Source organism: Lysinibacillus sp. DFXJR4 (assembly GCF_057196045.1).
This window is the reverse complement of sequence record NZ_JBXUNW010000001.1, coordinates 1146297-1165673: the sequence shown is the minus strand read 5'-3', so window position 1 is coordinate 1165673 and position 19377 is coordinate 1146297. Positions and strand designations below refer to the sequence as shown.

General features: G+C 35.8%; 23 protein-coding genes, 2 pseudogenes and 1 riboswitch. Of the genes and pseudogenes, 13 read left to right on the top strand and 12 right to left on the bottom strand.

Going from position 1 to position 19377, the window contains the following annotated elements; genetic code table 11:
- Positions 1-3: 3 nt before the first annotated feature.
- The gene (locus AC2CGN_RS05880; RefSeq protein WP_286926460.1) at positions 4-792 is read right to left on the bottom strand and encodes an ABC transporter ATP-binding protein; all 789 of its coding nucleotides are present in this window, start codon (positions 790-792) and stop codon (positions 4-6) included.
- 511 nt (positions 793-1303) lie between these two features.
- Between AC2CGN_RS05880 and AC2CGN_RS05875 the strand changes: the two genes are divergently transcribed.
- Positions 1304-1441 carry a hypothetical protein gene (locus AC2CGN_RS05875; RefSeq protein ID WP_484512664.1) on the top strand — a complete coding sequence of 46 codons (138 nt, stop codon included), beginning with the start codon at positions 1304-1306 and terminating at the stop codon, positions 1439-1441.
- Between the two features lie 44 nt (positions 1442-1485).
- Here AC2CGN_RS05875 and AC2CGN_RS05870 read toward each other — a convergent pair whose 3' ends face one another.
- The gene (locus AC2CGN_RS05870) at positions 1486-1728 is read right to left on the bottom strand and encodes a hypothetical protein (RefSeq protein ID WP_429981372.1); all 243 of its coding nucleotides are present in this window, start codon (positions 1726-1728) and stop codon (positions 1486-1488) included.
- Between the two features lie 198 nt (positions 1729-1926).
- Between AC2CGN_RS05870 and AC2CGN_RS05865 the strand changes: the two genes are divergently transcribed.
- The 4 genes from AC2CGN_RS05865 (at position 1927) to AC2CGN_RS05850 (ending at position 5646) form a co-directional block, all read left to right on the top strand.
- Entirely contained in the window at positions 1927-2634 is a 708-nt protein-coding gene (locus AC2CGN_RS05865) for a class I SAM-dependent methyltransferase (protein WP_484512662.1), read from the top strand.
- A 153-nt stretch (positions 2635-2787) separates the two neighbouring features.
- Positions 2788-3918, top strand: a complete 1131-nt coding sequence (locus tag AC2CGN_RS05860; protein ID WP_429981370.1) for a DUF418 domain-containing protein — start codon at positions 2788-2790, stop codon at positions 3916-3918.
- A 499-nt stretch (positions 3919-4417) separates the two neighbouring features.
- The gene (locus AC2CGN_RS05855) at positions 4418-5044 is read left to right on the top strand and encodes a sensor histidine kinase (protein WP_484513174.1); all 627 of its coding nucleotides are present in this window, start codon (positions 4418-4420) and stop codon (positions 5042-5044) included.
- Positions 5041-5646 carry a response regulator gene (locus AC2CGN_RS05850; RefSeq protein WP_429981369.1) on the top strand — a complete coding sequence of 202 codons (606 nt, stop codon included), beginning with the start codon at positions 5041-5043 and terminating at the stop codon, positions 5644-5646. Before AC2CGN_RS05855 ends, AC2CGN_RS05850 begins: the two co-directional genes overlap by 4 nt.
- 124 nt (positions 5647-5770) lie before the next feature.
- Here the strand turns inward: AC2CGN_RS05850 and AC2CGN_RS05845 are convergent, their stop codons facing one another.
- From AC2CGN_RS05845 to AC2CGN_RS05815, 7 genes are all read right to left on the bottom strand, one after another.
- Entirely contained in the window at positions 5771-6442 is a 672-nt protein-coding gene (locus tag AC2CGN_RS05845; RefSeq protein WP_484513172.1) for an ankyrin repeat domain-containing protein, read from the bottom strand.
- A gap of 146 nt (positions 6443-6588) precedes the next feature.
- Positions 6589-7275 carry a response regulator transcription factor gene (locus AC2CGN_RS05840; protein WP_429981368.1) on the bottom strand — a complete coding sequence of 229 codons (687 nt, stop codon included), beginning with the start codon at positions 7273-7275 and terminating at the stop codon, positions 6589-6591.
- Positions 7247-8731 carry a sensor histidine kinase gene (locus tag AC2CGN_RS05835; RefSeq protein WP_484512659.1) on the bottom strand — a complete coding sequence of 495 codons (1485 nt, stop codon included), beginning with the start codon at positions 8729-8731 and terminating at the stop codon, positions 7247-7249. Before AC2CGN_RS05835 ends, AC2CGN_RS05840 begins: the two co-directional genes overlap by 29 nt.
- 169 nt (positions 8732-8900) lie before the next feature.
- Positions 8901-10262: a PepSY-associated TM helix domain-containing protein gene (locus AC2CGN_RS05830; protein WP_484512657.1), complete on the bottom strand. Its 1362-nt coding sequence runs from the start codon at positions 10260-10262 to the stop codon at positions 8901-8903.
- Positions 10263-10438: 176 nt separating this feature from the next.
- Positions 10439-10615 (bottom strand): hypothetical protein, encoded by a 177-nt coding sequence (locus AC2CGN_RS05825; RefSeq protein ID WP_283871933.1) that lies wholly within the window; start codon positions 10613-10615, stop codon positions 10439-10441.
- Between the two features lie 61 nt (positions 10616-10676).
- Positions 10677-10799 (bottom strand): hypothetical protein, encoded by a 123-nt coding sequence (locus tag AC2CGN_RS05820; RefSeq protein ID WP_283871931.1) that lies wholly within the window; start codon positions 10797-10799, stop codon positions 10677-10679.
- Positions 10800-10829: 30 nt separating this feature from the next.
- A riboswitch (cobalamin riboswitch) is annotated at positions 10830-11021 on the bottom strand.
- Between the two features lie 228 nt (positions 11022-11249).
- Entirely contained in the window at positions 11250-11987 is a 738-nt protein-coding gene (locus tag AC2CGN_RS05815; RefSeq protein WP_484512655.1) for a hypothetical protein, read from the bottom strand.
- Positions 11988-12301: 314 nt separating this feature from the next.
- Here AC2CGN_RS05815 and AC2CGN_RS05810 point away from each other — a divergent pair, with 314 nt between their 5' ends.
- The 4 genes from AC2CGN_RS05810 to AC2CGN_RS05795 all read left to right on the top strand — a co-directional run bounded on the left by AC2CGN_RS05810 (position 12302) and on the right by AC2CGN_RS05795 (position 14961).
- Positions 12302-12847 (top strand): hypothetical protein, encoded by a 546-nt coding sequence (locus AC2CGN_RS05810; protein ID WP_429981365.1) that lies wholly within the window; start codon positions 12302-12304, stop codon positions 12845-12847.
- A 244-nt stretch (positions 12848-13091) separates the two neighbouring features.
- Positions 13092-13271 (top strand): hypothetical protein, encoded by a 180-nt coding sequence (locus AC2CGN_RS05805; RefSeq protein ID WP_429981364.1) that lies wholly within the window; start codon positions 13092-13094, stop codon positions 13269-13271.
- A 378-nt stretch (positions 13272-13649) separates the two neighbouring features.
- Positions 13650-14372, top strand: coding sequence for an MBL fold metallo-hydrolase (locus AC2CGN_RS05800; RefSeq protein ID WP_484512653.1), 723 nt, complete (start codon positions 13650-13652; stop codon positions 14370-14372).
- A gap of 7 nt (positions 14373-14379) precedes the next feature.
- The gene (locus AC2CGN_RS05795; protein ID WP_484512651.1) at positions 14380-14961 is read left to right on the top strand and encodes a TetR/AcrR family transcriptional regulator; all 582 of its coding nucleotides are present in this window, start codon (positions 14380-14382) and stop codon (positions 14959-14961) included.
- A gap of 72 nt (positions 14962-15033) precedes the next feature.
- Here AC2CGN_RS05795 and AC2CGN_RS05790 read toward each other — a convergent pair.
- The 3 genes and pseudogenes from AC2CGN_RS05790 to AC2CGN_RS05780 form a co-directional block, all read right to left on the bottom strand.
- Positions 15034-15703: pseudogene (locus AC2CGN_RS05790) on the bottom strand (5-methyltetrahydropteroyltriglutamate--homocysteine S-methyltransferase); the annotation flags it as partial.
- Between the two features lie 26 nt (positions 15704-15729).
- On the bottom strand, positions 15730-16023 hold the full coding sequence (locus AC2CGN_RS05785; protein WP_286926477.1) for a hypothetical protein: 294 nt from the start codon (positions 16021-16023) through the stop codon (positions 15730-15732).
- A gap of 345 nt (positions 16024-16368) precedes the next feature.
- Positions 16369-16743 carry a hypothetical protein gene (locus tag AC2CGN_RS05780; RefSeq protein WP_484512649.1) on the bottom strand — a complete coding sequence of 125 codons (375 nt, stop codon included), beginning with the start codon at positions 16741-16743 and terminating at the stop codon, positions 16369-16371.
- A gap of 207 nt (positions 16744-16950) precedes the next feature.
- Here AC2CGN_RS05780 and AC2CGN_RS05775 point away from each other — a divergent pair.
- From AC2CGN_RS05775 to AC2CGN_RS05760, 4 genes and pseudogenes are all read left to right on the top strand, one after another.
- Positions 16951-17447: pseudogene (locus AC2CGN_RS05775) on the top strand (cation diffusion facilitator family transporter); the annotation flags it as partial.
- A gap of 57 nt (positions 17448-17504) precedes the next feature.
- Positions 17505-17813: a cation transporter dimerization domain-containing protein gene (locus AC2CGN_RS05770; RefSeq protein WP_484513170.1), complete on the top strand. Its 309-nt coding sequence runs from the start codon at positions 17505-17507 to the stop codon at positions 17811-17813.
- Between the two features lie 260 nt (positions 17814-18073).
- On the top strand, positions 18074-18646 hold the full coding sequence (locus tag AC2CGN_RS05765) for a TetR/AcrR family transcriptional regulator (protein ID WP_484512647.1): 573 nt from the start codon (positions 18074-18076) through the stop codon (positions 18644-18646).
- A gap of 19 nt (positions 18647-18665) precedes the next feature.
- A complete protein-coding gene (locus AC2CGN_RS05760) occupies positions 18666-19058 on the top strand; it encodes a DUF5367 domain-containing protein (protein ID WP_484512645.1) in 393 nt (130 codons plus the stop codon).
- Positions 19059-19377 lie beyond the last annotated feature (319 nt).

The following is a 19377-nucleotide window of genomic DNA, read 5'->3' as shown; positions in this document are numbered from 1 at the left end:
CTCTTATACTGTTTGTAATAAGTTATATGTAATGCACATTGGTTTGTTTGTTCGTGGATCTTGACCAATAACCGCATCAATATTAAACACTTTTTTTAATACTTCTGGAACCATAACTTCCTCAGCTGTTCCAAACTTTACAAGCTCCCCTTGTGACAGTGCCACAATATAATCAGAGAAACGTGCCGCTTGATTTAGGTCATGGAGTACCATGACAATCGTGCGCCCTTGTTCTTCATTCAGCCTGTAAAGCAGCTCTAAAACCTCTAATTGATGTGCCATATCTAAATACGTTGTCGGCTCATCTAAAAAGATGATGTCAGTTTCTTGAGCTAATGCCATCGCAATCCATACTCGTTGACGCTGTCCACCTGATAAAGCATCTACAGATTGCACGCGGAAGTCTTCGGTTTTTGTCACCTGTAAAGCCCAGTCAATAACATCTTTATCCTTTTGTGATAAATTGCCAAAGCCCTTTTGATAGGGAAATCGACCGTAGGATACAAGCTCTTCCACTGTTAAACCATGTGCACTTTCTGGACTTTGTGGTAAGATGGCCAGTTCTTTTGCTAAATCTTTCGTTTTCATCTTGGAAATATTTTGACCATCGAGTATGACCTGTCCACTCTCATGCTTTAAAATACGTGTAATGGCCTTTAATAAGGTGGATTTCCCACAGCCATTGGAACCAATGATCGTTGTGATTTTGCCATCTGGAATTTGTAACGATAAGCCATGCACAATCGTTTTATTTTCATAGCCAACACGAATCGATTCAACTTCTAAACGCAATTTGGACCCTCTCTTTCTTTTTCCTTCATTCCATGCTATGATAGGCACAGTTAAAAATGATAATCATTATCACTAGAATTAGTCTAGTTTTCTGATAAGATTTTGTCAATTACTTTTTTACTATTGATTAAGAAAATGGCAATAAAAATGCAACATGTTGATGATGCACTGATTATAGGTGAAGGTCCTGCTGGCTTGTTTAGCGCCTATTATAGTGGAATACGTGGATTGTAATTGAAAGTCAATCACAGCTCGGTGAATTACTTTATACCGAAAAGCTAGTGTGCACCCCCCTGTTCGAGCAAGACATTCAACCCAACCATTTTGACAGAGATTTTTATCATACATACGGTATCGGATATTATTCTAAAGTGATGCTTTTAGCAGTTGGAGGGGACATCATTAGCCCTCAAAAAATAACAATTGGAAAAATATGAAATGTCGAATTTATATGTCCAATCCTATTAATGTTTTGTAAATAAGGACATTATTGAGATGGGGGCGATGAGCCTTGCCTGTTGAGCTAGGTGAATTTTTAGAGCGGACAGCCTATCGCCATGATTTAGTGTCCTCTCATAATAAACTATTTATAGAAAAAACCGCTCCATTATCGAAAAACAACTTATCCCAGTCCATTCATCCAAAATAGAAACCCTCTCAAGTAGGAAACTTTCTTAAGAGGGTTTCTTCCTTTTATCTAAATAAACTTAAAAATGCTCCCATCTGCCTTAACATATATACTCCATTCGTAATCGTGCCAGCATGCCCCATAATCGTATTTAAATGATTTGGCAAATTTCCTAATCTAGAAGGTTGATATTGTTGGTTTGGAAAGTAGGAAGGTTGCATCATTCTACCTCGAAAAGGAGGTTCAAAATATTGTCTATTGCTTGGCTGATATGGTCCTCTTCTAAAATTCGGCTGAAAATATGGCATTGATTCACCCCCTATCAGAAAGCTTCTAACTAGTATATGCACTTATGCCATTTCTAAATTAGACTTTTGAAGAAGTAGCTAAAAATATTATATTTTTGTCTAAACCAAAAAAATATGGAACTCTAGTGTTTGGCCCTACAGCATGATATTTTGAAGGAACCATACTAGTTTCTTTCTCATACTATATGAAAAAAGAAGGTGGTTTTTATTCAAGGTTCTACTTATCTCGAATTTTTAGCTAAATTGGGTGTTGGGGGCGCACACCCTGGTGGCATTAATCTATCGAAGGAACTATTTAAAGCAGAGAATATTCAACAGACTTCACATATTTTAGATGTCGGGTGTGGTACAGGGCAAACGGCTGCCTATTTGGCTACTCACTTTCAAGCCATTGTAACGGGAATAGATATCAATCCCATCATGATAGAGAAAGCTCGTCACAGAATGAAAAAAACACGTTTGCCTGTTAACATCATTCAAGGCTCTATTGTGCAAACTACATTACCAAATGAGTCATTTGACTTGATACTCGCTGAATCAGTTCTTTCTTTTGTAGATCAACAACGTGCATTACAGGAGATTTATCGTTTATTGAAGCGAGGTGGACGCTTCATTGCCATTGAATTCACCATTCCAGAATTACTGCCCTCTCAACAAGTAGAAGACATCCAACAATTTTACGGATTTGATGCTCTCTTGATGAAAAAGGATTGGGTAGTCTTATTGCAGCAGGCTGGTTTTCATAATATTCGCATACAAAAAAATAAATCTATCTCATCAAAGCCTGAATTTAATTTCTCCAAAGATATTGAATCAGCGCTATATGATAAAATGGATCAACATATCGCCATGAGCGTTAAATACGAAAAAATTTTGGACTATCGAATTTACTCCTGTACAAAATAATTGCATTTCGCCAGCACCCAAAGCGTTGCTGGTTTTATTGTTTCATCACTTTATGACAGGTGTCATAAAAATCCTTTGACTGCTGTGAATAGGTTTTCTCTCTGCCCTTTCTTATCATTAATGTAAGAAAACAAAGAAAGAGTGATGGAACATATGCAAACACAACAAAGACTCCCCTTTATTGATATGTTAAGAGGCTTCGCCGTTTTAGGAACTCTTGGCACAAACATCTGGATTTTTGCCTATCTTGGCGATCTATCGTATATCACAACAAGTAACTATAGTGGTTGGTGGTCCTTGAATGATTTTTTACGAATGTTAGTATTATTTTTAGTCAATGGTAAGCTGCTTGGGCTGTTAACAATTATGTTTGGCGTAGGCTTGCAATTAAAATATCAGCAAGCGTTACGAAAAGGAAATGCTTGGCCTGGCATGTACCTTTGGACAATTATTTTTTTAGGTTTGGAAGGGCTACTCCATTACACACTTGTCATGGAATATGATATTCTAATGAGCTATGCTGTAACAGCTTTCATCGTTGCCTTTATAATAAGATTAGGCGACAAAGCAATGACATGGGCTTTCTATCTTTTTGGTAGCTTTCACATCCTCTTGATTATGCTTATTTTTATAAGCTCATTACAAGGGGCAATGGTTTCCTTCAATGGCATGGAGTCAGTCGCTGCACTATATGAAAATGGCACATGGCTAGCTCAAGTACAGCATCGCCTGACAAACTTTTTGTTTTATCGCACGGAAGCTATTTTTATTATCCCTATGAATGTCTTTTTATTTATACTAGGTGTAAAGTTTATGCGTAATGAGGTTTTTTCATCGACAGACAAAGGTCGTCTGGCTCGACAAAAGCTTTTCAAAATCGGTGTATTCATTGGTATCCCTTTAAATCTTCTTATTTTTATTCCTGGAGGACTTTTTGATTTTCCTGTTCGTTATTTATGTGCGCCGATTTTATCGATTGGCTATATTGGAATTTTTGGTAAGCTGGTAGAATATAAGAGGCTAGATTGGCTTTGGCACCGCTTTGCAGATGTTGGCAAAATGTCTTTGAGCTGTTATGTCCTACAAAACGTGCTTGCGTCTATTATTTTTTATGGCTGGGGTCTTGGGCTTGGAGGACAATTAAATAGCATTCTTATTATTAGCATTTGGCTAGCTCTATCTTGCCTTCAACTAGTTCTAGCATCATTTTGGCAGCAGCAGTTTCATATAGGCCCGTTGGAGTGGATTCGGAAAAAAACCATTCAAGCCATGACAAAGCATTAAGCAACAAAGGATGGTGTAAGCAATAAAAATTTATCCCAGAGAGCAAGTAAAGCATTATTTAATCATCGATACTGTATCCTTGATTGTCCTGATAACAATGGTGTTATGGTCAGATTCAGCGCTCCCCTTCCCGGCAAAAATAGCTGTCTTAGGCTTGTACTTAGGTGCTTTCTATATCGCTCTATGGTATCAGGATTGGAAGATGCTTCTTGCGTCACTTGTAGGATTCGTTGTTATTAGCATCTTGGGTATTTACGAGGACATCTTCATGCTTATCTTCGGATTTACCTTTGCAGATTTATTAGGAAGAGCTAAATCTAAATGGCATATCGCTTGTGGTATGCTAGGCATTGCAGTCATGTTTTTAGTCGTCATAAGGATGACCACAGATTCCCTATTACCCATTGAATCGCAGGTACTAGCACCCATGATGATTATTCAATTAGTATTCCCTGTTCTCATTTATTATGTAGAAAAGTCGAAAAATCTACAATCCGAATTGGCTGATGTCAATACCCAGCTGGTTCAACAAGAGGAAAGACAGCGTATTGCTAGAGATCTTCATGACACGATTGGTCATACCCTAACGATGATTAAAGTTAAAACAGAACTTACAACAAAACTTATTGATCGAGATCCTTCAAGCGTTAAACAAGAACTAAATGATATATTAGCTACAACACGTAAAGCCTTAAAACAAGTACGTGAACTAGTATCTGATATGAATTTTGTTTCGTTACATACGGAGCTACTTCACTGCCAGCAGCTTCTACAAAGTGCTAATATTACTACAACTATAAACAATTACTGCCCTAAAATCGTTCTTTCAAGTGTAGAGGAAACGATGCTAGCTTTATGTGTACGAGAAGCTACTACCAATATGCTCAAACATAGCAAGGCAAAAAACTGCCAAATTACAATACAATGTCAAAATGGCCAATATAGGCTTATTATCAAAGACGACGGGATTGGCATACAACAAAAAGGACTTGGTAATGGCATCAACTCGATGAAAGAAAGAATGTATGCTCTTCAAGGTGATGCCATGTTTGAAGGGAGTACACCAACAGGTACGAGGGTGTTATTCAGCATACCAATTCAAGATGGAAAGGAGCCTCCAACATGATACGTATTTTACTAGCAGAGGACCAACAAATGTTACGTGGTGCCTTAACATCGCTTTTGTCCTTTGAACCAGATATTGAGGTAATAGCTGAAGTTTCAGATGGGCAAAAAGCATGGGACTACATCCAACAGGAGCTACCTGATGTTTGCTTAGTAGATATTGAAATGCCTAATCTATCAGGATTAGAGCTTGCTGAAAAAATTAAAGAGGCTCATTTACCCTGTAAAGTGATGATTGTCACAACGTTTGCACGTCCTGGCTATTTACAAAAAGCAATGGATTGTGAGGTGCACGGCTATCTACTGAAGGATGAACCGATAGATTATTTAATTGCTACTATTCGAAAAATTATGCAGGGTGAAAAGGTTGTTAGTAAGGATTTAGCCGCTACCTTATTTATGAAGGAGCACAATCCTTTGAATGAGCGAGAAATTGCCGTTTTACAGCTGGTGAAGGAAGGCTTGACCACTCAAGAAATCAGTAAACAGTTATTCTTAACAAAAGGTACTATTCGCAATTACTTATCGACCTCTATTCAAAAGCTTCAAGTTGAATCTAGACAGCAAGCTGCTCAAGTTGCTAGTGAGAAAGGCTGGCTATAACAAAAAATCTCGCCACGTTGTGACGAGATTTTACCTATTTGTGATTACTTTCCTCACATATTGCTATAGCCTTGGTGGTACATTTGCCTTTGTCACTGGCAATATCAAAGAAACCTATATCCCTTTATTCAGCACCTGCTTCAATAAGGATATTTTCAATCTCTTTGAATCCTTGCTTTTTCGCATGCTGTAATGGTGTCACATTATCATTATCTGGTATATTCACATCGGCACCATGGTCAATTAATAATTGAACTACCGTTTGCTGTATTGAGTTTCCATTATTTAGAACAATTGCCTCCATCAATGCAGTCCATCCCAAAAGATTCACATGGTTGACATTAATAGTCGTATCGTTCAATAATTCCTCTATGACCTCGACATGACCATGCTCTGCTGCCGGAATTAATGCCGTTCCTCCGTAGCGATTTACAATGGTAGGATCTGCGCCTGCTTGAATCGTGAGTTTTAATATATCCAGATAACCTTCCGCACCTGCATATAGAAAAGGCGTATTTAGTAAATCATCCTGAATATTGACATTGGCACCTGCATCAATCAATAATTTTACTGCTTCCACATCCTGATTGTACGTGGCAATCATTAATGCTGTTCTTTTTTTTGAATCCTGAGCATTGATATTCACCTTTTGATCCAAAGCATTTTGGAGCGCGACCAATTCCCCTTTTTCTACTGCTTGAAACAATTGATTAGTCAAATCTGTAGCCATCTCCTCATTATCATTTGAGGCACATCCTTGAAGTATAAATGTTAAAGCTATGATGACTGCCTGCATTTTCTTCAACTGTCATACACCACCCTCTCTGTTAGGATGTCGCCATACTTTCTTTAGCGTAAGTGGTAATGTTAAATAATCCATTAACCTCAATGAAAAGATAAAAACTTATAAAAGTCCCTTCTATCACAACCAGATATTCTCTTTTAAACATTTAAGCGGTATCCTGCCCCCCACACAGTTTCCAAAAACTTTGGCTGAGCTGGATCATGTTCAATTTTTTCACGAAGCTTTCGGATATGCACCGTAACTGTGGAAACATCCGCAGCCGATTCATAGCCCCAGTTCTTTTCATATAGCTGCTCTTTACTTAATACTTGATTTGGATGTTTGACAAAAAACACGAGCAAATCAAATTCCTTTGTGGTAAAGGCAATTTCTTCGCCATTCACGAAGACCTTTCTGGCAGATGTATCGATGGTAATGCCATGGATAGACATCATATGGTTCGTTTGCTGGTTTGTGGCTAGACGCTCATATCTCGATAAATGTGCCTTGACCCTAGCGACAAGTTCACTTGGACTAAATGGCTTTGTAATATAATCATCTGCACCTAGACCAAGACCACGAATTTTATCAATATCCTCTTTTTTGGCTGAAACAAATAATATTGGGATGTTGTTCACTGCACGAATCTGTTTACAAATTTCAAAGCCATTCATCCCTGGAAGCATAATATCCAAAATTATTAAATCATAATCACCCTGTATTGCCTGCTTCAGCCCATCATCTCCATTATGCTGTATATCTACAGTAAAATCATTGATCTCTAAATAATCACGTTGGAGCTCCGCAATGCTCACTTCATCTTCGATTAGCAGTATTTTTTTCATTTTCTCTCACCCTCTCCTCAGCCCTTTTCAGTGAAATGAATATGCTAGACCCCTTAGTTAATTCGCTCTTCGCCCAAATATCGCCACCCATTTCAAGCACGATTTGTTTCGCAATAGCCAACCCTAAACCACTACCTCCTGTTTGCGAATTTCGAGAGGGCTCCGCACGATAAAAACGATCAAAAATATACGGTAAAGCTGTAGGTTCTATGCCCATACCATTGTCTGTTACTTGTATAATTGCATCATCTACTTGCTCATGCAGGGAAATAATAATTTGCTTGTATGGTTTATCCATATATTTTTCACTATTGCTTAATAAATTCGACAGTACTCGTCTTAATTTATCACGATCAGCCATGGCAAAAAGAGCTAAACCTCCTGATATATATTGAATATGAATGTCTCTTGCAATAAAGTCAAAGCTAGCATCCTCTACATAATCGTGCATATATTGATGAAGATTCACACTTTCCATTTGAAAAGGAATCTTCTTTAAGTCTAATTTAGAAAATAAGAAGAGCTCATCAATTAATACATCCATATCCTTTGCCTTCGTATAGATGGTTGTTAAATACTTATCCATTTTCTCCTCTGTATTTGCCACGCCATCTTTAATTCCTTCTACATAGCCAATAATTGAGGTCATGGGCGTTTTTAAATCATGCGAGATGTTTGATAATAATTCTTTGCGATTTTCTTCATATTGAAGCTGAAGTTTGACGGATTCCTTTAGCTTTACTCTCATTTCCTCAAATGATCGATTGAGCTGACCAATTTCATCATTCGAGCGAGAAGTAATTTCAAAATCTAAGTCCCCTGATTTAATCCGCTCAGCACCCTCCCTTAAAGCTGAAATTGGATTGATGATACTTCTAGATACTAGATAATTTAATAAGCCGATAATCATCATAAATAATAGAAATAAAATACCTAGAAGAATAGGTAAAAGCTCTCGTGTTAATTCCGCATGAGAACTAACCTCTCTCAAAACAAAAATACTCCCCTCTGATTTGTCAGGAAAATAAAAATCGAACTTAACGTACGTATAAAATGCTTGATTAATCATAATTGTGTCGCGTGAATTAATATTGGTTGCTTCAAAACCTGGTAAACTTTTGAGCAATAATTTTTCATGATCTTTCTGTGATGCATAAACAATTTGATGATCTTTTCGCACAACGGTTTCAATGGATGGTGCATTTATTTTTTGTAGCTGTTCGATGTCTAATAGCTGCAGGGGATTATTTTTTGCCAGTAATTTTAAATCTAAAAAAGCATTTTCTTCTACCGTTGTTAAAGGCTTTTGTACATAGGATTTTTTGTAAAAATGCTCAATTGCTTTGACATCACCTGTTATTGCAAAGGAAAAAAGAAAAACTGATGCTAATAAAAGCGTGATAGCAATAATAATTACCCCTACATAAGATAGCAAAAACCTTGTTTTAATAGACATATGCATTCCCCCAATATGCTGAAACTATTAGCAATGTATCATACAAATCTTAAAACTTTATAAAAACATGCTGAAAAATCTATAAACAATTCATCAATAATATAGTATTCCACTTTCTAACGAAAAAAAGATACGGCACATTCACTGCAATGCCGTATCGATATTATTTTTATTTAACCTCTTCTGCCCTTAATTTCTTCTTTGTTTGCCAGCCTAAGATAATGAATTCAATCAACACCACAGCTATCAATGAGGCACCAAACAATGGCATTAAAATTCCTAAAAGTATGAGGAATATAACGAAAGGTATTGAAATTTTATGAGAAATTTGTGGTGGCGCAGATAGCTCCCCTTTTTTCTTCCGTAAAATCCAAATGCGAATTCCCCACGCAATCACTGCTAAAAAGGCTAGACAGATAACAAGGTTTAATAACTTATTTGGCCATCCGAACAAGTGACCTTCATGTAAAGGAATTCCCCATGTAAAGAACTTAGCCAACATACCATAATTCTCGTAGTTAACTTGATCAATAAACTTGCCGCTATATTGATCAAAATACATAGTTGCTTCTTCTGTAGGCTTGACATCAAGACCTGTTACACCAGAGTTACTAGCCTTTGCTACTGTATAGACGCCCTCAGCGTTTGAAGGATAAATAATCGAAAAAGGCTTGGCAATATTCATGGCAGTGATTTCTTTTTCAAGATTAGCGATCGAAATTTGGTTGTCGTTTGTATAACGGACAGCGCCTCCACCATGATGCTGAGCATGTTCACCCTCAGATGTTGGTGCTTCTAATTGACGGGTTGCCCATGGAATTTCAGACACATCAGAAGTTGGTGGCTTTTGCTGTAATAATGGGTAACCGAAAGTTGGGCTTTCTGACGCTATATCAGCAAGTATCGAACCTTGAAAGGCCGACCATAAAAGCCCTGTAGAGATGAACATCACCATTGGAATCGTAATGAATGTCCCAACAAGCGCATGGTATCTTTTACTTTTTTGTCGTTTATTTTCAGACTTGCGCTTTTTCAATAAATTCCCTTTAAAGGTCATATAAAGTCCTGACAGTAATAAAAAGATCGTCCAGCATGCCGCTAGTTCTACTAAATAATTGACTAATGTACCACCAATAAATAGGGAGCTATGCGTATTTCTCATAATATTAGAAAATGTATAATTGGCATCCTGACTGCCAACCATTTGATTATTGTCATCTAAAAATACGTATTTCTCTTCTTTCCCATTTGATAATGTTAAACGAGTATTATATGGTTCTTCTAACATAATCACTTTAGTAGTAGAATAACCTGCAAATGCCGCTTCCGCTTTTTCTACGGCTTCATCAATTGTTAAGATCTCTTCTTTATGACTTTTGCCAAAGAAGTAATCATCATATAACTGATTCTCAACATCTGTGAAAAAAAGATAACCAATTCCACTCAATGTTAGTGATAGAAGCAATGGCGTAATAAAAAGTGCTGCGAAAAAATGCAGCCGCCAAAATCTTGTATAAAGTAAATTTTTCATAATTAATCTCCTATCTCTCTATTTATAGCAGATTAATTATATAAGTAAAAAGTGAAATATGAATGAAGTACTAAAGGCGGTTTTATGACAAACAAATGTATTCCAATTGGTATTATTATTATTTACACCAACAAAATGGCTACCTCAAACACCTGCGAGGTAGCCTAAAAAATATTCTATCCTACTAATTCTTTCATAACATTGGCATATGCAGCTAAAATGGACTGCTCATGTGCGCCATCATGTCCAAGATATTGTTCAACAAGCTCCTTTAGTGGTTTTGCAGCATAAGGCTCTTGCATAATTTCAAATTTTAATAAGCTTTCATAGTATTCAACGACTTGTGGATTCATGTGGACCACTCCTTTAATTTTTTACATAAAAAAACATCTTCCCTCATCAGAAAGATGTCTACTATGACAAATACACGACATAATACAGTGATTGCCATGGTGAAAAAAGCTTTCTATTAAACATAGAAGCTACCTGTTTTGCAATCATCGTACTATGAGCATGCAGGAGAATTTCTCTAGTCACACTCAACACCCCCTATCCTCGTAGGTTTTTTGGTTGTACTAGATAAAGGCAGGTCTCCTGGCTTATGTTCATCACACCTTTCACCTTCCCATTACAATACGTAACAGTGGTCCATTGAAACGTGCTCCCATTTACAGTTGCGGGACAGCGTCGGATTCCCACCGAACTTCCCTTTTAAACAAATCAAAAATTCCGATTTGTACCTCTATCTTATTATTCCGTTTTTATTATTATACCATAAAGGTTTGTGTGCATATTTTATAGTCAAGGCAACATCATCCCCACATTAAAAATTGTTGCTTCATGTATTCAAAATATTTACTCCTTATGCATTAATTTTGGTACCACATACTTTATGTGTAGACTTAACTGCTATAAATTGCTTATTGGCTAACCATAAAAATAACCCCCTTATCAAATAAATAAGAGAGCTATATAATTCATAATCTATCACTTATCTCCAACTGGCTTTAATGAATTCACCGGAATCCAAACATTCGCACCGTGAGCGTTATTTACATCCACGCCTACAAATAGATAGCCATTAATTTCCTCACCCCATGAAATTACAATACTCCCCTTTTTATGCATTGTTTCAGATTTAGCTCCATTTAATGGAGTACTTTTCCCACCTGCATCTTTTGTTAACTCAAAAAGTACATCTCTTTTTCTCGACATTGTCTCAGCGATTTTAATGTCTGTACCAGGATACTTAATACACTCACCGCCAGAGCAATATGAAAGTAGTTGTCCATTATTTGTAATAGAAATATTCCCATCGCTTCCTTTGAACCACGTTCCATAAGATCCGGCACCATAAATACCATCACGATTAATAATGATATAAGTTGGATTGTTATAGAAAGATGAACGAATTTTTATTGGCACTTCTTTGAAAACTACCAAATCTGTTGCTTGTACCCGATATTGCCCCATCTGGTAGAATGTTTTTCCATCATATTTTTCAATATCATACGTTTTGAAGAAGTTATTTCGCTTTACCACTAACGAATCAAACGTACCATCTGAATTTTTTCTATATACCTTGATGTCTTTTTTAAAGGTCATTTTTCCTGTTTGGTCTTTTACAACCTCTGCTCCATCATACATCACTTTTGCTTCTGATTTTGTTGGATTTACTACTGCAAATACAAATGCTGCTAGTAACATAATAAAAAATTTTCTCATTATTCTCCCCCTCGTATTTTTAAAAAAACATAATCTTAGTATTATATACTGTAATCAAATGTTCTACCAACGAATGTTAAAAAATCTAACAAAAGTAATATAATCTCATGCTCTCGTAATTTAATTATATTTCCTTGTTCTCATTTCTATTATTATTCCAAATTAAAAACTAAAGCTCCCCTTTAGCTCAATAAGGTAATTTACAAATGCCTATTGAGGTGTGAGACTTCACTGAAAGAAGTTAAAAACAAACTTTTTTTGATTTTAAGACTATGTTACCATATGTGGAAATACATGTTTCGGGAGGAATACATATGAAATGTAATAAAATCAGAATACTACTATTAATTTGTTTACTCATTATCTTAGTTTTATCTGCTTGTAGTAAAGAAAATGATACAGGTTTTGATGATCAATTTATTGCTGATTTAAAAGACTATATTCAAGTAGAATGGGAATATAAAAACATAGAAGAGAATAATATTATTAGTTTGATTAATTTACATAAGTCACAATCTCACTCATTTCTAAATTCTAGTGATGAAATAAAAGAAACTCTTGCCCAACAGCTAGTATTCTATGAAGATGCAACAAATTATTCAGATATGAAAATTGATTTCAATCCTAAAACTAGCTCGCCAGAGGAAAAAGAAGTCTATGATGCGATAGATGATTTTAAAACCAAAAAACTCTATCATTACACTTCAACTACCAATTTAGTCGATACAATTAATCAAGTTCCTATACAAAATGCTAAAGAAGAGTATGAAAATACTTTACGTGAACTAGATAAATCATGGGATCATATTAAATCTCTATCAGAAAAGTATAATTTGAATCTTTTTGGAGATGAAGAATGAACTATTTTTTATAAATTAATCAAAGAAGCCTCGTTTTATCTAATGTATAGGGCTAATTCATTACCTTACTCGTCATCTATTTTGGACGTTTTATCATTAAAAATCTCATAAACTATACATAAAAACAGTTTATTGTAAATATTTTACATTAAATATATTTGCATTCCATTTATGTTTAATATACCCTATGTATATAGACATCTTTTTACAAGGAGTCAATACAAATAAGAGGAGTGCATTAAACATGGCAAAAAAAATGAAGAAAAACAAAAATGAGGAAGCTGTAGCTGAGAAAAAAACAAAGAAAAAAGCTGACAAAAAGAAACTTGAGAAAAAGTTAGCAAAGAAAAAAGCTGAGAAAAAAATTGAAAAGAAAGCTGCTAACAAAAAAGATAAAAAGAAAAGCAGTAAGAAAGCAGCCTAACAAAAAAAGTAGCTGGAGAAAACGAATGGTTATTCTCCAGCTACCTTTATGTGGATTAAAAATATGACATAATAGGCAGTCATACTACTATTTCACTTAGCAAGCAAAAATAGCGCCCCATATTAAAGACTTCTAATAGGATCTCATTACCCACAAAAAACACCTCCAATAGATTTTAATATTCACTAATAGTGTCAGTGGCTTTACTTGCACACTATTTCTTTTAATTTTAAATGGAAATTTAAATTTCGTACTTAATTGCAAATAAAACTTAGGGGTTGATTTGTTTTCTTTTTTTTTAAAGGTGAAATATTGCAAAAACTAATATAATTAGTTAAAATTGAAATACAATTAGTTTTTGGAGGAGGTATTGTCAAAATGAAAGTTACGAATATTGGTACGGTGTTTCAATTGTCATTTATACCAAGAATATTTCCTGTTAATTGTTATTTTGTAGAAGAAGAAAGCGAGCTTACCCTTATAGATACAGCACTGCCTTATAGTGCAAAAAGTATAATCAATGCAGCGAAAAAAATCGGAAAACCGATTACAAGAATTATCATTACCCATGCACATAGTGATCATATAGGAGCACTAGATACATTAAAAGAATTACTACCAACTAGTCAGGTATTTATTTCTTCCAGAGATGCGCTTCTATTAGAGGGAAATAATACCTTCCTTCCAAATGAAAAAAACACACCCATTCGAGGTGGCCTTCCAAAAAGTATTAAAACCAAACCAGATTTATTACTGGAGGAAGGTGATCGTGTTGGCTCCTTAGAAGTAATTGCAACACCGGGTCATACACCTGGTTCCATCACTCTATACGACACACGTAATAGAAGTTTAATTGCTGGAGATGCGCTTATAACTAGAGGAAAGCTAGTAGTATCGGGTATGATGAATCCATTTTTTCCGTTCCCTGCCCTAGCTACATGGGATAAAAGCACTGCTCTTGAAAGTGCACGAAAATTAAGTGATTTTAATCCAGGCTTACTTGCTGTGGGACATGGAAAGATGTTGGAACAACCACAGAGACTTTTAAAAATAGCAATAGCAGAAGCAGAAAGAAGTCTTTACAAACAAAATAGGAGATGAAAATAAAATGTCTCGTCGTATAAAGTTAGATTTACCGATTATTTTACAAAAGGCAGTAGAAATAGTAGATGAACAAGGCTTGGACCAACTTTCAATCGGACTATTAGCAGAAAAATTGGACGTGCGACCGCCTTCCTTGTATAACCATCTTGATGGATTACATGAATTGAGGCAGAAGTTAGCCATTCAAGGAGTAAAAAAACTTAATGAATATATGCTTCAAGCTGCAATTGGACGTTCAGGTGATGATGCCATTCGTGCAATTAGTAAAGCATATATTCAATTTGTTCGAGAGCATCCCGGATTATATGATGCTAGCACTCGCTTTCCTGATGCTAAAGATCAAGAATTACAGCAGGCCCAAAGATCTGTTGTACAACTTGTCCTTCAAGTGCTAGATGCCTATAATTTGCAAGAAGAAATGGCGATTCATATGGTCAGAGGATTACGAAGTATTCTACATGGATTCACCTCCATTGAACAGATGGGAGGATTTGGTATGCCCCTTGATATCAATAAAAGCTTTTCAATCTTATTAAATACCTTTATTGAGGGCATTCATGCAGTTACGCTTAATGAGGGCAAATAAATAACTTTGTGAATGGAAAAACTTGACCTCGCAAGGAAGTCAAGTTTTTAATTACAATGCAGCTTGTTGTACCTACTGACGAAGGGTTTTTGTCGCTGCAACCATATACGCCAGAGCAGCGACCGTTTCTGGTTCCTTTCTTGTTTTTAAACCACAGTCGGGATTTACCCAGAATTGATTGTGTTTTAAAACTTGTAGGCTATCCTGCATAATGGTTAACATCTCCTTTTCACTCGGTACACGAGGACTATGAATATCATATACCCCTAAGAAAATGCCTTTTGCATACGGGTTGACTTTTAGGGAGGAAATTAGCTCTCCATGACTACGTGATGTTTCAATTGAAATAACATCAGCGTCCAATGCACTAATTGGTTCAATAAAATCATTAAATTCACAGTAGAACATATGTGTATGAATTTGCGTTTCATCTCTCACACTGGAAGTGGCAAGTTTAAAGGCATTTACTGTCCATTCCAAATATGCTCCCCAGTTTTCTTTACGAAGTGGCAGCCCCTCTCGTAAAGCTGGCTCGTCAACCTGTATAATAGAAATTCCTGCAGCCTCTAATACCTCTACTTCCTGACGAAGGGCAATTGCAATCTGATAGGTTACATCTTTTCGTGAAATTTCATCACGCACAAAGGACTAATTTACTATAGTTACCGGACCTGTAAGCATGCCCTTAACATAGCGCTTTGTTTAAACCTTGTGCAAAAGCTGTTTCTGTCACAGTCATTGGTAATTCCCATGCTACACCCAACTTACTTATGATTTTGAAGAATTACCAGTTAAATTATTAGCAACAGCTTGTAATGGCTGAGTCATTTGTTGTGACGATTGGTTTGTTTGCTGTTGAGGTTGCTTCGCTTGTTGCAAAGGCTGAGTCATTTGTTGCAATGGTTGTGCCATTTGTTGTATTGGCTGCATCATTTGTTGAGCATTCTGCAGATTTAATTTATTCGAAATATTTTTTGTGAACTGTTGAAGATTACCATTTTGCATTCCTCTAGCTACACCCAAAATAACAGCTCCAATTACACCCCATGTAAGAAATCTCATTAACAAAAGCCTCCTTATAAATATTTTTGAAACAGGTTTAGTATTGGGAATCAGGCTAATACTATACTGAACATTTTTTGGGTTATTATTGTGTATCTCGATACTCTAACCAGTTATAGAAAGGCACTGGACGCTCTCTGTGTGCTTTGCCCTCCACAGATGATTTATAAAGGACTACACCATTGAATAAGAATTTTTAAATCATACATTTTTGATTTACATAACATTCCATTAAGATAATAATATTTGTTCCAGATGCCAATTGAAGAGTATCTGTAAAGGGGGCAATTTGCAAACAACTTGTGTCTTAGTCTAAGCCACTTCATTAATTGTACATAGCCTATACTATATCAATTGAAGGGAGTTTAAAAAAATGGTAAATCCAATGCGTTTTAACCAAGGACGCCAATTTTCCCCAGGTATGAGACCATTTTTTCCAGGTATGAGTCCGTTTTCTCCAGTTGGAAGACAATTCTTTCCAGGTGTGAGCCCGTTTTCTCCAGTTGGAAGACAATTCTTTCCAGGTATGAGTCCGTTTTCTCCAGTCGGAAGACAATTCTTTCCAGGTGTAAGCCCGTTTTTTCCATCGGAGATCGAGTTTTTCCCAATTGAGATTGAGAGTCCGTTTTTTGGGAACCCATTTTTCCCAGTCGGAACTCCGTTTTTCCCAGGTATGAGACCATTTTGAATGTTTAAAATCATTAGATGATTTACAGTCATTTTAATGATAAAGATGATTTAGGTTTTCCAAAAATTGCTGCTCTTATCATGGGATAAGTCACTCAAAATGAGTGGCTTTTTATATTTTCTTTGTGCAACTCTTTTTCCACTCCCTAATTTACTAGTATGTAGGCAAAAACCTTGCCATAGACCTACACGATATTGACCTGTCATCATAAGTTTATATTTTATTGGGAGTGAATTATTATGCATTCATCAAAGGTTGCTTTTTTATCAGTTAATAGCAATTCTCTTGTGGTTATTCTAAAAATCATTGTTGGACTTTTTACAGGTTCGGTTCCCATTTTATCGGAGGCAATCCACTCATTTCTTGACTTACTAGCCTCTTTAATTGCATTTTTCTCTATACGAATTTCAAATAAACCAGCAGATAAAGAATACCCTATGGACATGGTAAGGTTGAATATATTTCAGGGACAATTGAAACACTTTTAATTTTTGTTGCAGGTACTTGGATTATTTACGAATGTGTTCATAAAATTATTACACCCCCACCTATTAAACTTCCACTAGGAATACTTGTCATGTTTTTTTGGTGCATTAGTTAATATTTTTGTGTCAAGAATTGTGTACAGAACAGCTAAGAATACTAACTCTGTAGCAATAATTCGAATGCACTCCATTTACTTACAGATGTTTATACCTCGTTAGGAGTTGCCTTAAGTTTATTAATTGTTCATTTAACTGGTTGTTATATTTTAGACCAAATAATCGGTATAGTACTAGCATTTTATATTATGATGGAAGAAGCATTTCCTCCACTATTAGATGCAAGTTTATCAAAAGAAGAAGAAGAAGAAGAAATTAAGTTAATAATTGAATCATTTAAAGATGAATATATTGAGTATCATGATTTCAGAACAAGGCGCTCAGGTGCTGAGGAGTATATCGATTTTCATTTAGTAGTAGAATCGCAAAATAGCATTGAAACAGTTCATGATCTATGTGATCGTATAGAAGAAAAGATTAAAAATACCTTTCAAAATGCAAATATTGTTATTTATTTAGAGCCAGAAAATGAAAAAACAAATTATTTTTTTTATCTATAATCAAGTAGTGGACCAGGTGCTCACTGTTGGGTGGGATGATAAAGGGAGACAAATAAGAAAATATATTAGCTATCATGAGAAAAGGACAGATGCACTCATTGCCCTTGCCCAATACAATGACAATCCAATGTGTAGATTTAACCGTCATTTTGGCGAACCTATCCGTCACTTTTAATGTTCTTTCCACTTGTCAATCAATAAATTTTTTGATATTTTAGAGTTAGTTATCCAACTAACTAATTAAGCAAGGAGGAATTTTAATGGCAAAACCAACTGGTATAGCAAAAGCAGAGCTATTAACAGCAGCCAAGCAATGTTTAGTCAACAATGGTATTGAAAAATTCACATTGAAGGCAGTTGCAGAGCAAGCTGGTGTGACACAAGGCACCATTTATTATCATTTTAAAACGAAAGAGCAAATTTTACTTGAAATTATTCAAAGCATTTGTGAAGATTCCTGGAGTGAGCTTTCAGTAGTAAGCAAAGAATTTATTCAAATTGCACTTCAATCAGCTAAGAGCCGTTACGAAAATAATGTATTTTATCATAAACTATTTTTCACCTTGATTGTTATCGGCTTTAATAATCCCTCCATAAAACAGCAAATTGCTGATATCTTAAAATCTGAAAATGAAAGTCTATTCAAGGCTATGTCAAAGCTATGGGAAAAGTCACCAATAGAAGGTGTCTCGTTGGAGAGTTGGAGCATTTTCTTTAATGCGCTAATGGATGGTTTGGCTTTACAGGTCATGGTGCTAGAGGACTTTCCGATCGATCAGTTTTATGAAGAACTTGAAAAAATTATCGTTACACTTTATCAGCTAGGAAAATAATTTTTCAGGAGGTAAAACAATGCCATTCTTTTTGCTCTGGGGATTTTTTATTTGGCTAGCAGCAAGCGCGGTTTTTAGGCTCGCAGGTCAATTCTTTTTTACGCTTGAGCACCCTTTAATTATTATGTGTACATTTCTAATTGTCGTTCCAGTAATTTGGACGGTGACAATCCCTATTTATTCAATAAAAAATTGCACAGGCATAAGACGATTACAAGCAGCCATTTATATTGCACTGCCTGGTATGCTAATAGATGCTATTGTGCTACTATATTTTGATAAAATATTCACCAATTTATCAGCAGACATGGATCGCTATTTTGCCTCGTGGCTGCTATGGGCATACGCTTTGATTATATTTACTGGATGTGCAAAAAATCCCTTTCGACTCCAATTTAAAAGGGTTTATTAAATCATTCTAGAATTAGTCATTATAGATCAATTTCGCCTTGGCGTAAATGTGTCCGGATTTTAAATTGTGCCTGCACAATTCATTCCTTTGAAAATCCGTGACATCCACCGGGGGCTTTGGGCCAACAGATGTTTTTTGTGCGAAAGCGTAGTGCTAACGGAGCGGCAGCAACATGATGTTTTTTGTGCGAAAGCGTAGTGCTAACGTAGCGACAGCAACATGATGTTTTTTGTGCGAAAGCGTAGTGCTAACGGAGCGGCAGCAACATGATGTTTTTTGTGCGAAAGCATAGTGCTAACGGAGCGGCAGCAACATGATG

Excerpts from the sequence above, each read along its gene's own strand:
- AC2CGN_RS05785 (WP_286926477.1), bottom strand. The coding sequence starts at position 16,023 with ATGAGATTTCTTACATGGGGTGTAATTGGAGCTGTTATTTTGGGTGTA.
- AC2CGN_RS05845 (WP_484513172.1), bottom strand. The coding sequence starts at position 6,442 with ATGCAGGCAGTCATCATAGCTTTAACATTTATACTTCAAGGATGTGCC.
- AC2CGN_RS05830 (WP_484512657.1), bottom strand. The coding sequence starts at position 10,262 with ATGAAAAATTTACTTTATACAAGATTTTGGCGGCTGCATTTTTTCGCA.
- AC2CGN_RS05780 (WP_484512649.1), bottom strand. The coding sequence starts at position 16,743 with ATGACTGTAAATCATCTAATGATTTTAAACATTCAAAATGGTCTCATA.
- AC2CGN_RS05805 (WP_429981364.1), top strand. The coding sequence starts at position 13,092 with ATGGCAAAAAAAATGAAGAAAAACAAAAATGAGGAAGCTGTAGCTGAG.
- AC2CGN_RS05810 (WP_429981365.1), top strand. The coding sequence starts at position 12,302 with ATGAAATGTAATAAAATCAGAATACTACTATTAATTTGTTTACTCATT.
- AC2CGN_RS05765 (WP_484512647.1), top strand. The coding sequence starts at position 18,074 with ATGGCAAAACCAACTGGTATAGCAAAAGCAGAGCTATTAACAGCAGCC.
- AC2CGN_RS05840 (WP_429981368.1), bottom strand. The coding sequence starts at position 7,275 with ATGAAAAAAATACTGCTAATCGAAGATGAAGTGAGCATTGCGGAGCTC.
- AC2CGN_RS05860 (WP_429981370.1), top strand. The coding sequence starts at position 2,788 with ATGCAAACACAACAAAGACTCCCCTTTATTGATATGTTAAGAGGCTTC.
- AC2CGN_RS05825 (WP_283871933.1), bottom strand. The coding sequence starts at position 10,615 with ATGAATCCACAAGTCGTTGAATACTATGAAAGCTTATTAAAATTTGAA.
- AC2CGN_RS05850 (WP_429981369.1), top strand. The coding sequence starts at position 5,041 with ATGATACGTATTTTACTAGCAGAGGACCAACAAATGTTACGTGGTGCC.
- AC2CGN_RS05870 (WP_429981372.1), bottom strand. The coding sequence starts at position 1,728 with ATGCCATATTTTCAGCCGAATTTTAGAAGAGGACCATATCAGCCAAGC.
- AC2CGN_RS05800 (WP_484512653.1), top strand. The coding sequence starts at position 13,650 with ATGAAAGTTACGAATATTGGTACGGTGTTTCAATTGTCATTTATACCA.
- AC2CGN_RS05835 (WP_484512659.1), bottom strand. The coding sequence starts at position 8,731 with ATGTCTATTAAAACAAGGTTTTTGCTATCTTATGTAGGGGTAATTATT.
- AC2CGN_RS05795 (WP_484512651.1), top strand. The coding sequence starts at position 14,380 with ATGTCTCGTCGTATAAAGTTAGATTTACCGATTATTTTACAAAAGGCA.
- AC2CGN_RS05815 (WP_484512655.1), bottom strand. The coding sequence starts at position 11,987 with ATGAGAAAATTTTTTATTATGTTACTAGCAGCATTTGTATTTGCAGTA.
- AC2CGN_RS05770 (WP_484513170.1), top strand. The coding sequence starts at position 17,505 with ATGGAAGAAGCATTTCCTCCACTATTAGATGCAAGTTTATCAAAAGAA.
- AC2CGN_RS05760 (WP_484512645.1), top strand. The coding sequence starts at position 18,666 with ATGCCATTCTTTTTGCTCTGGGGATTTTTTATTTGGCTAGCAGCAAGC.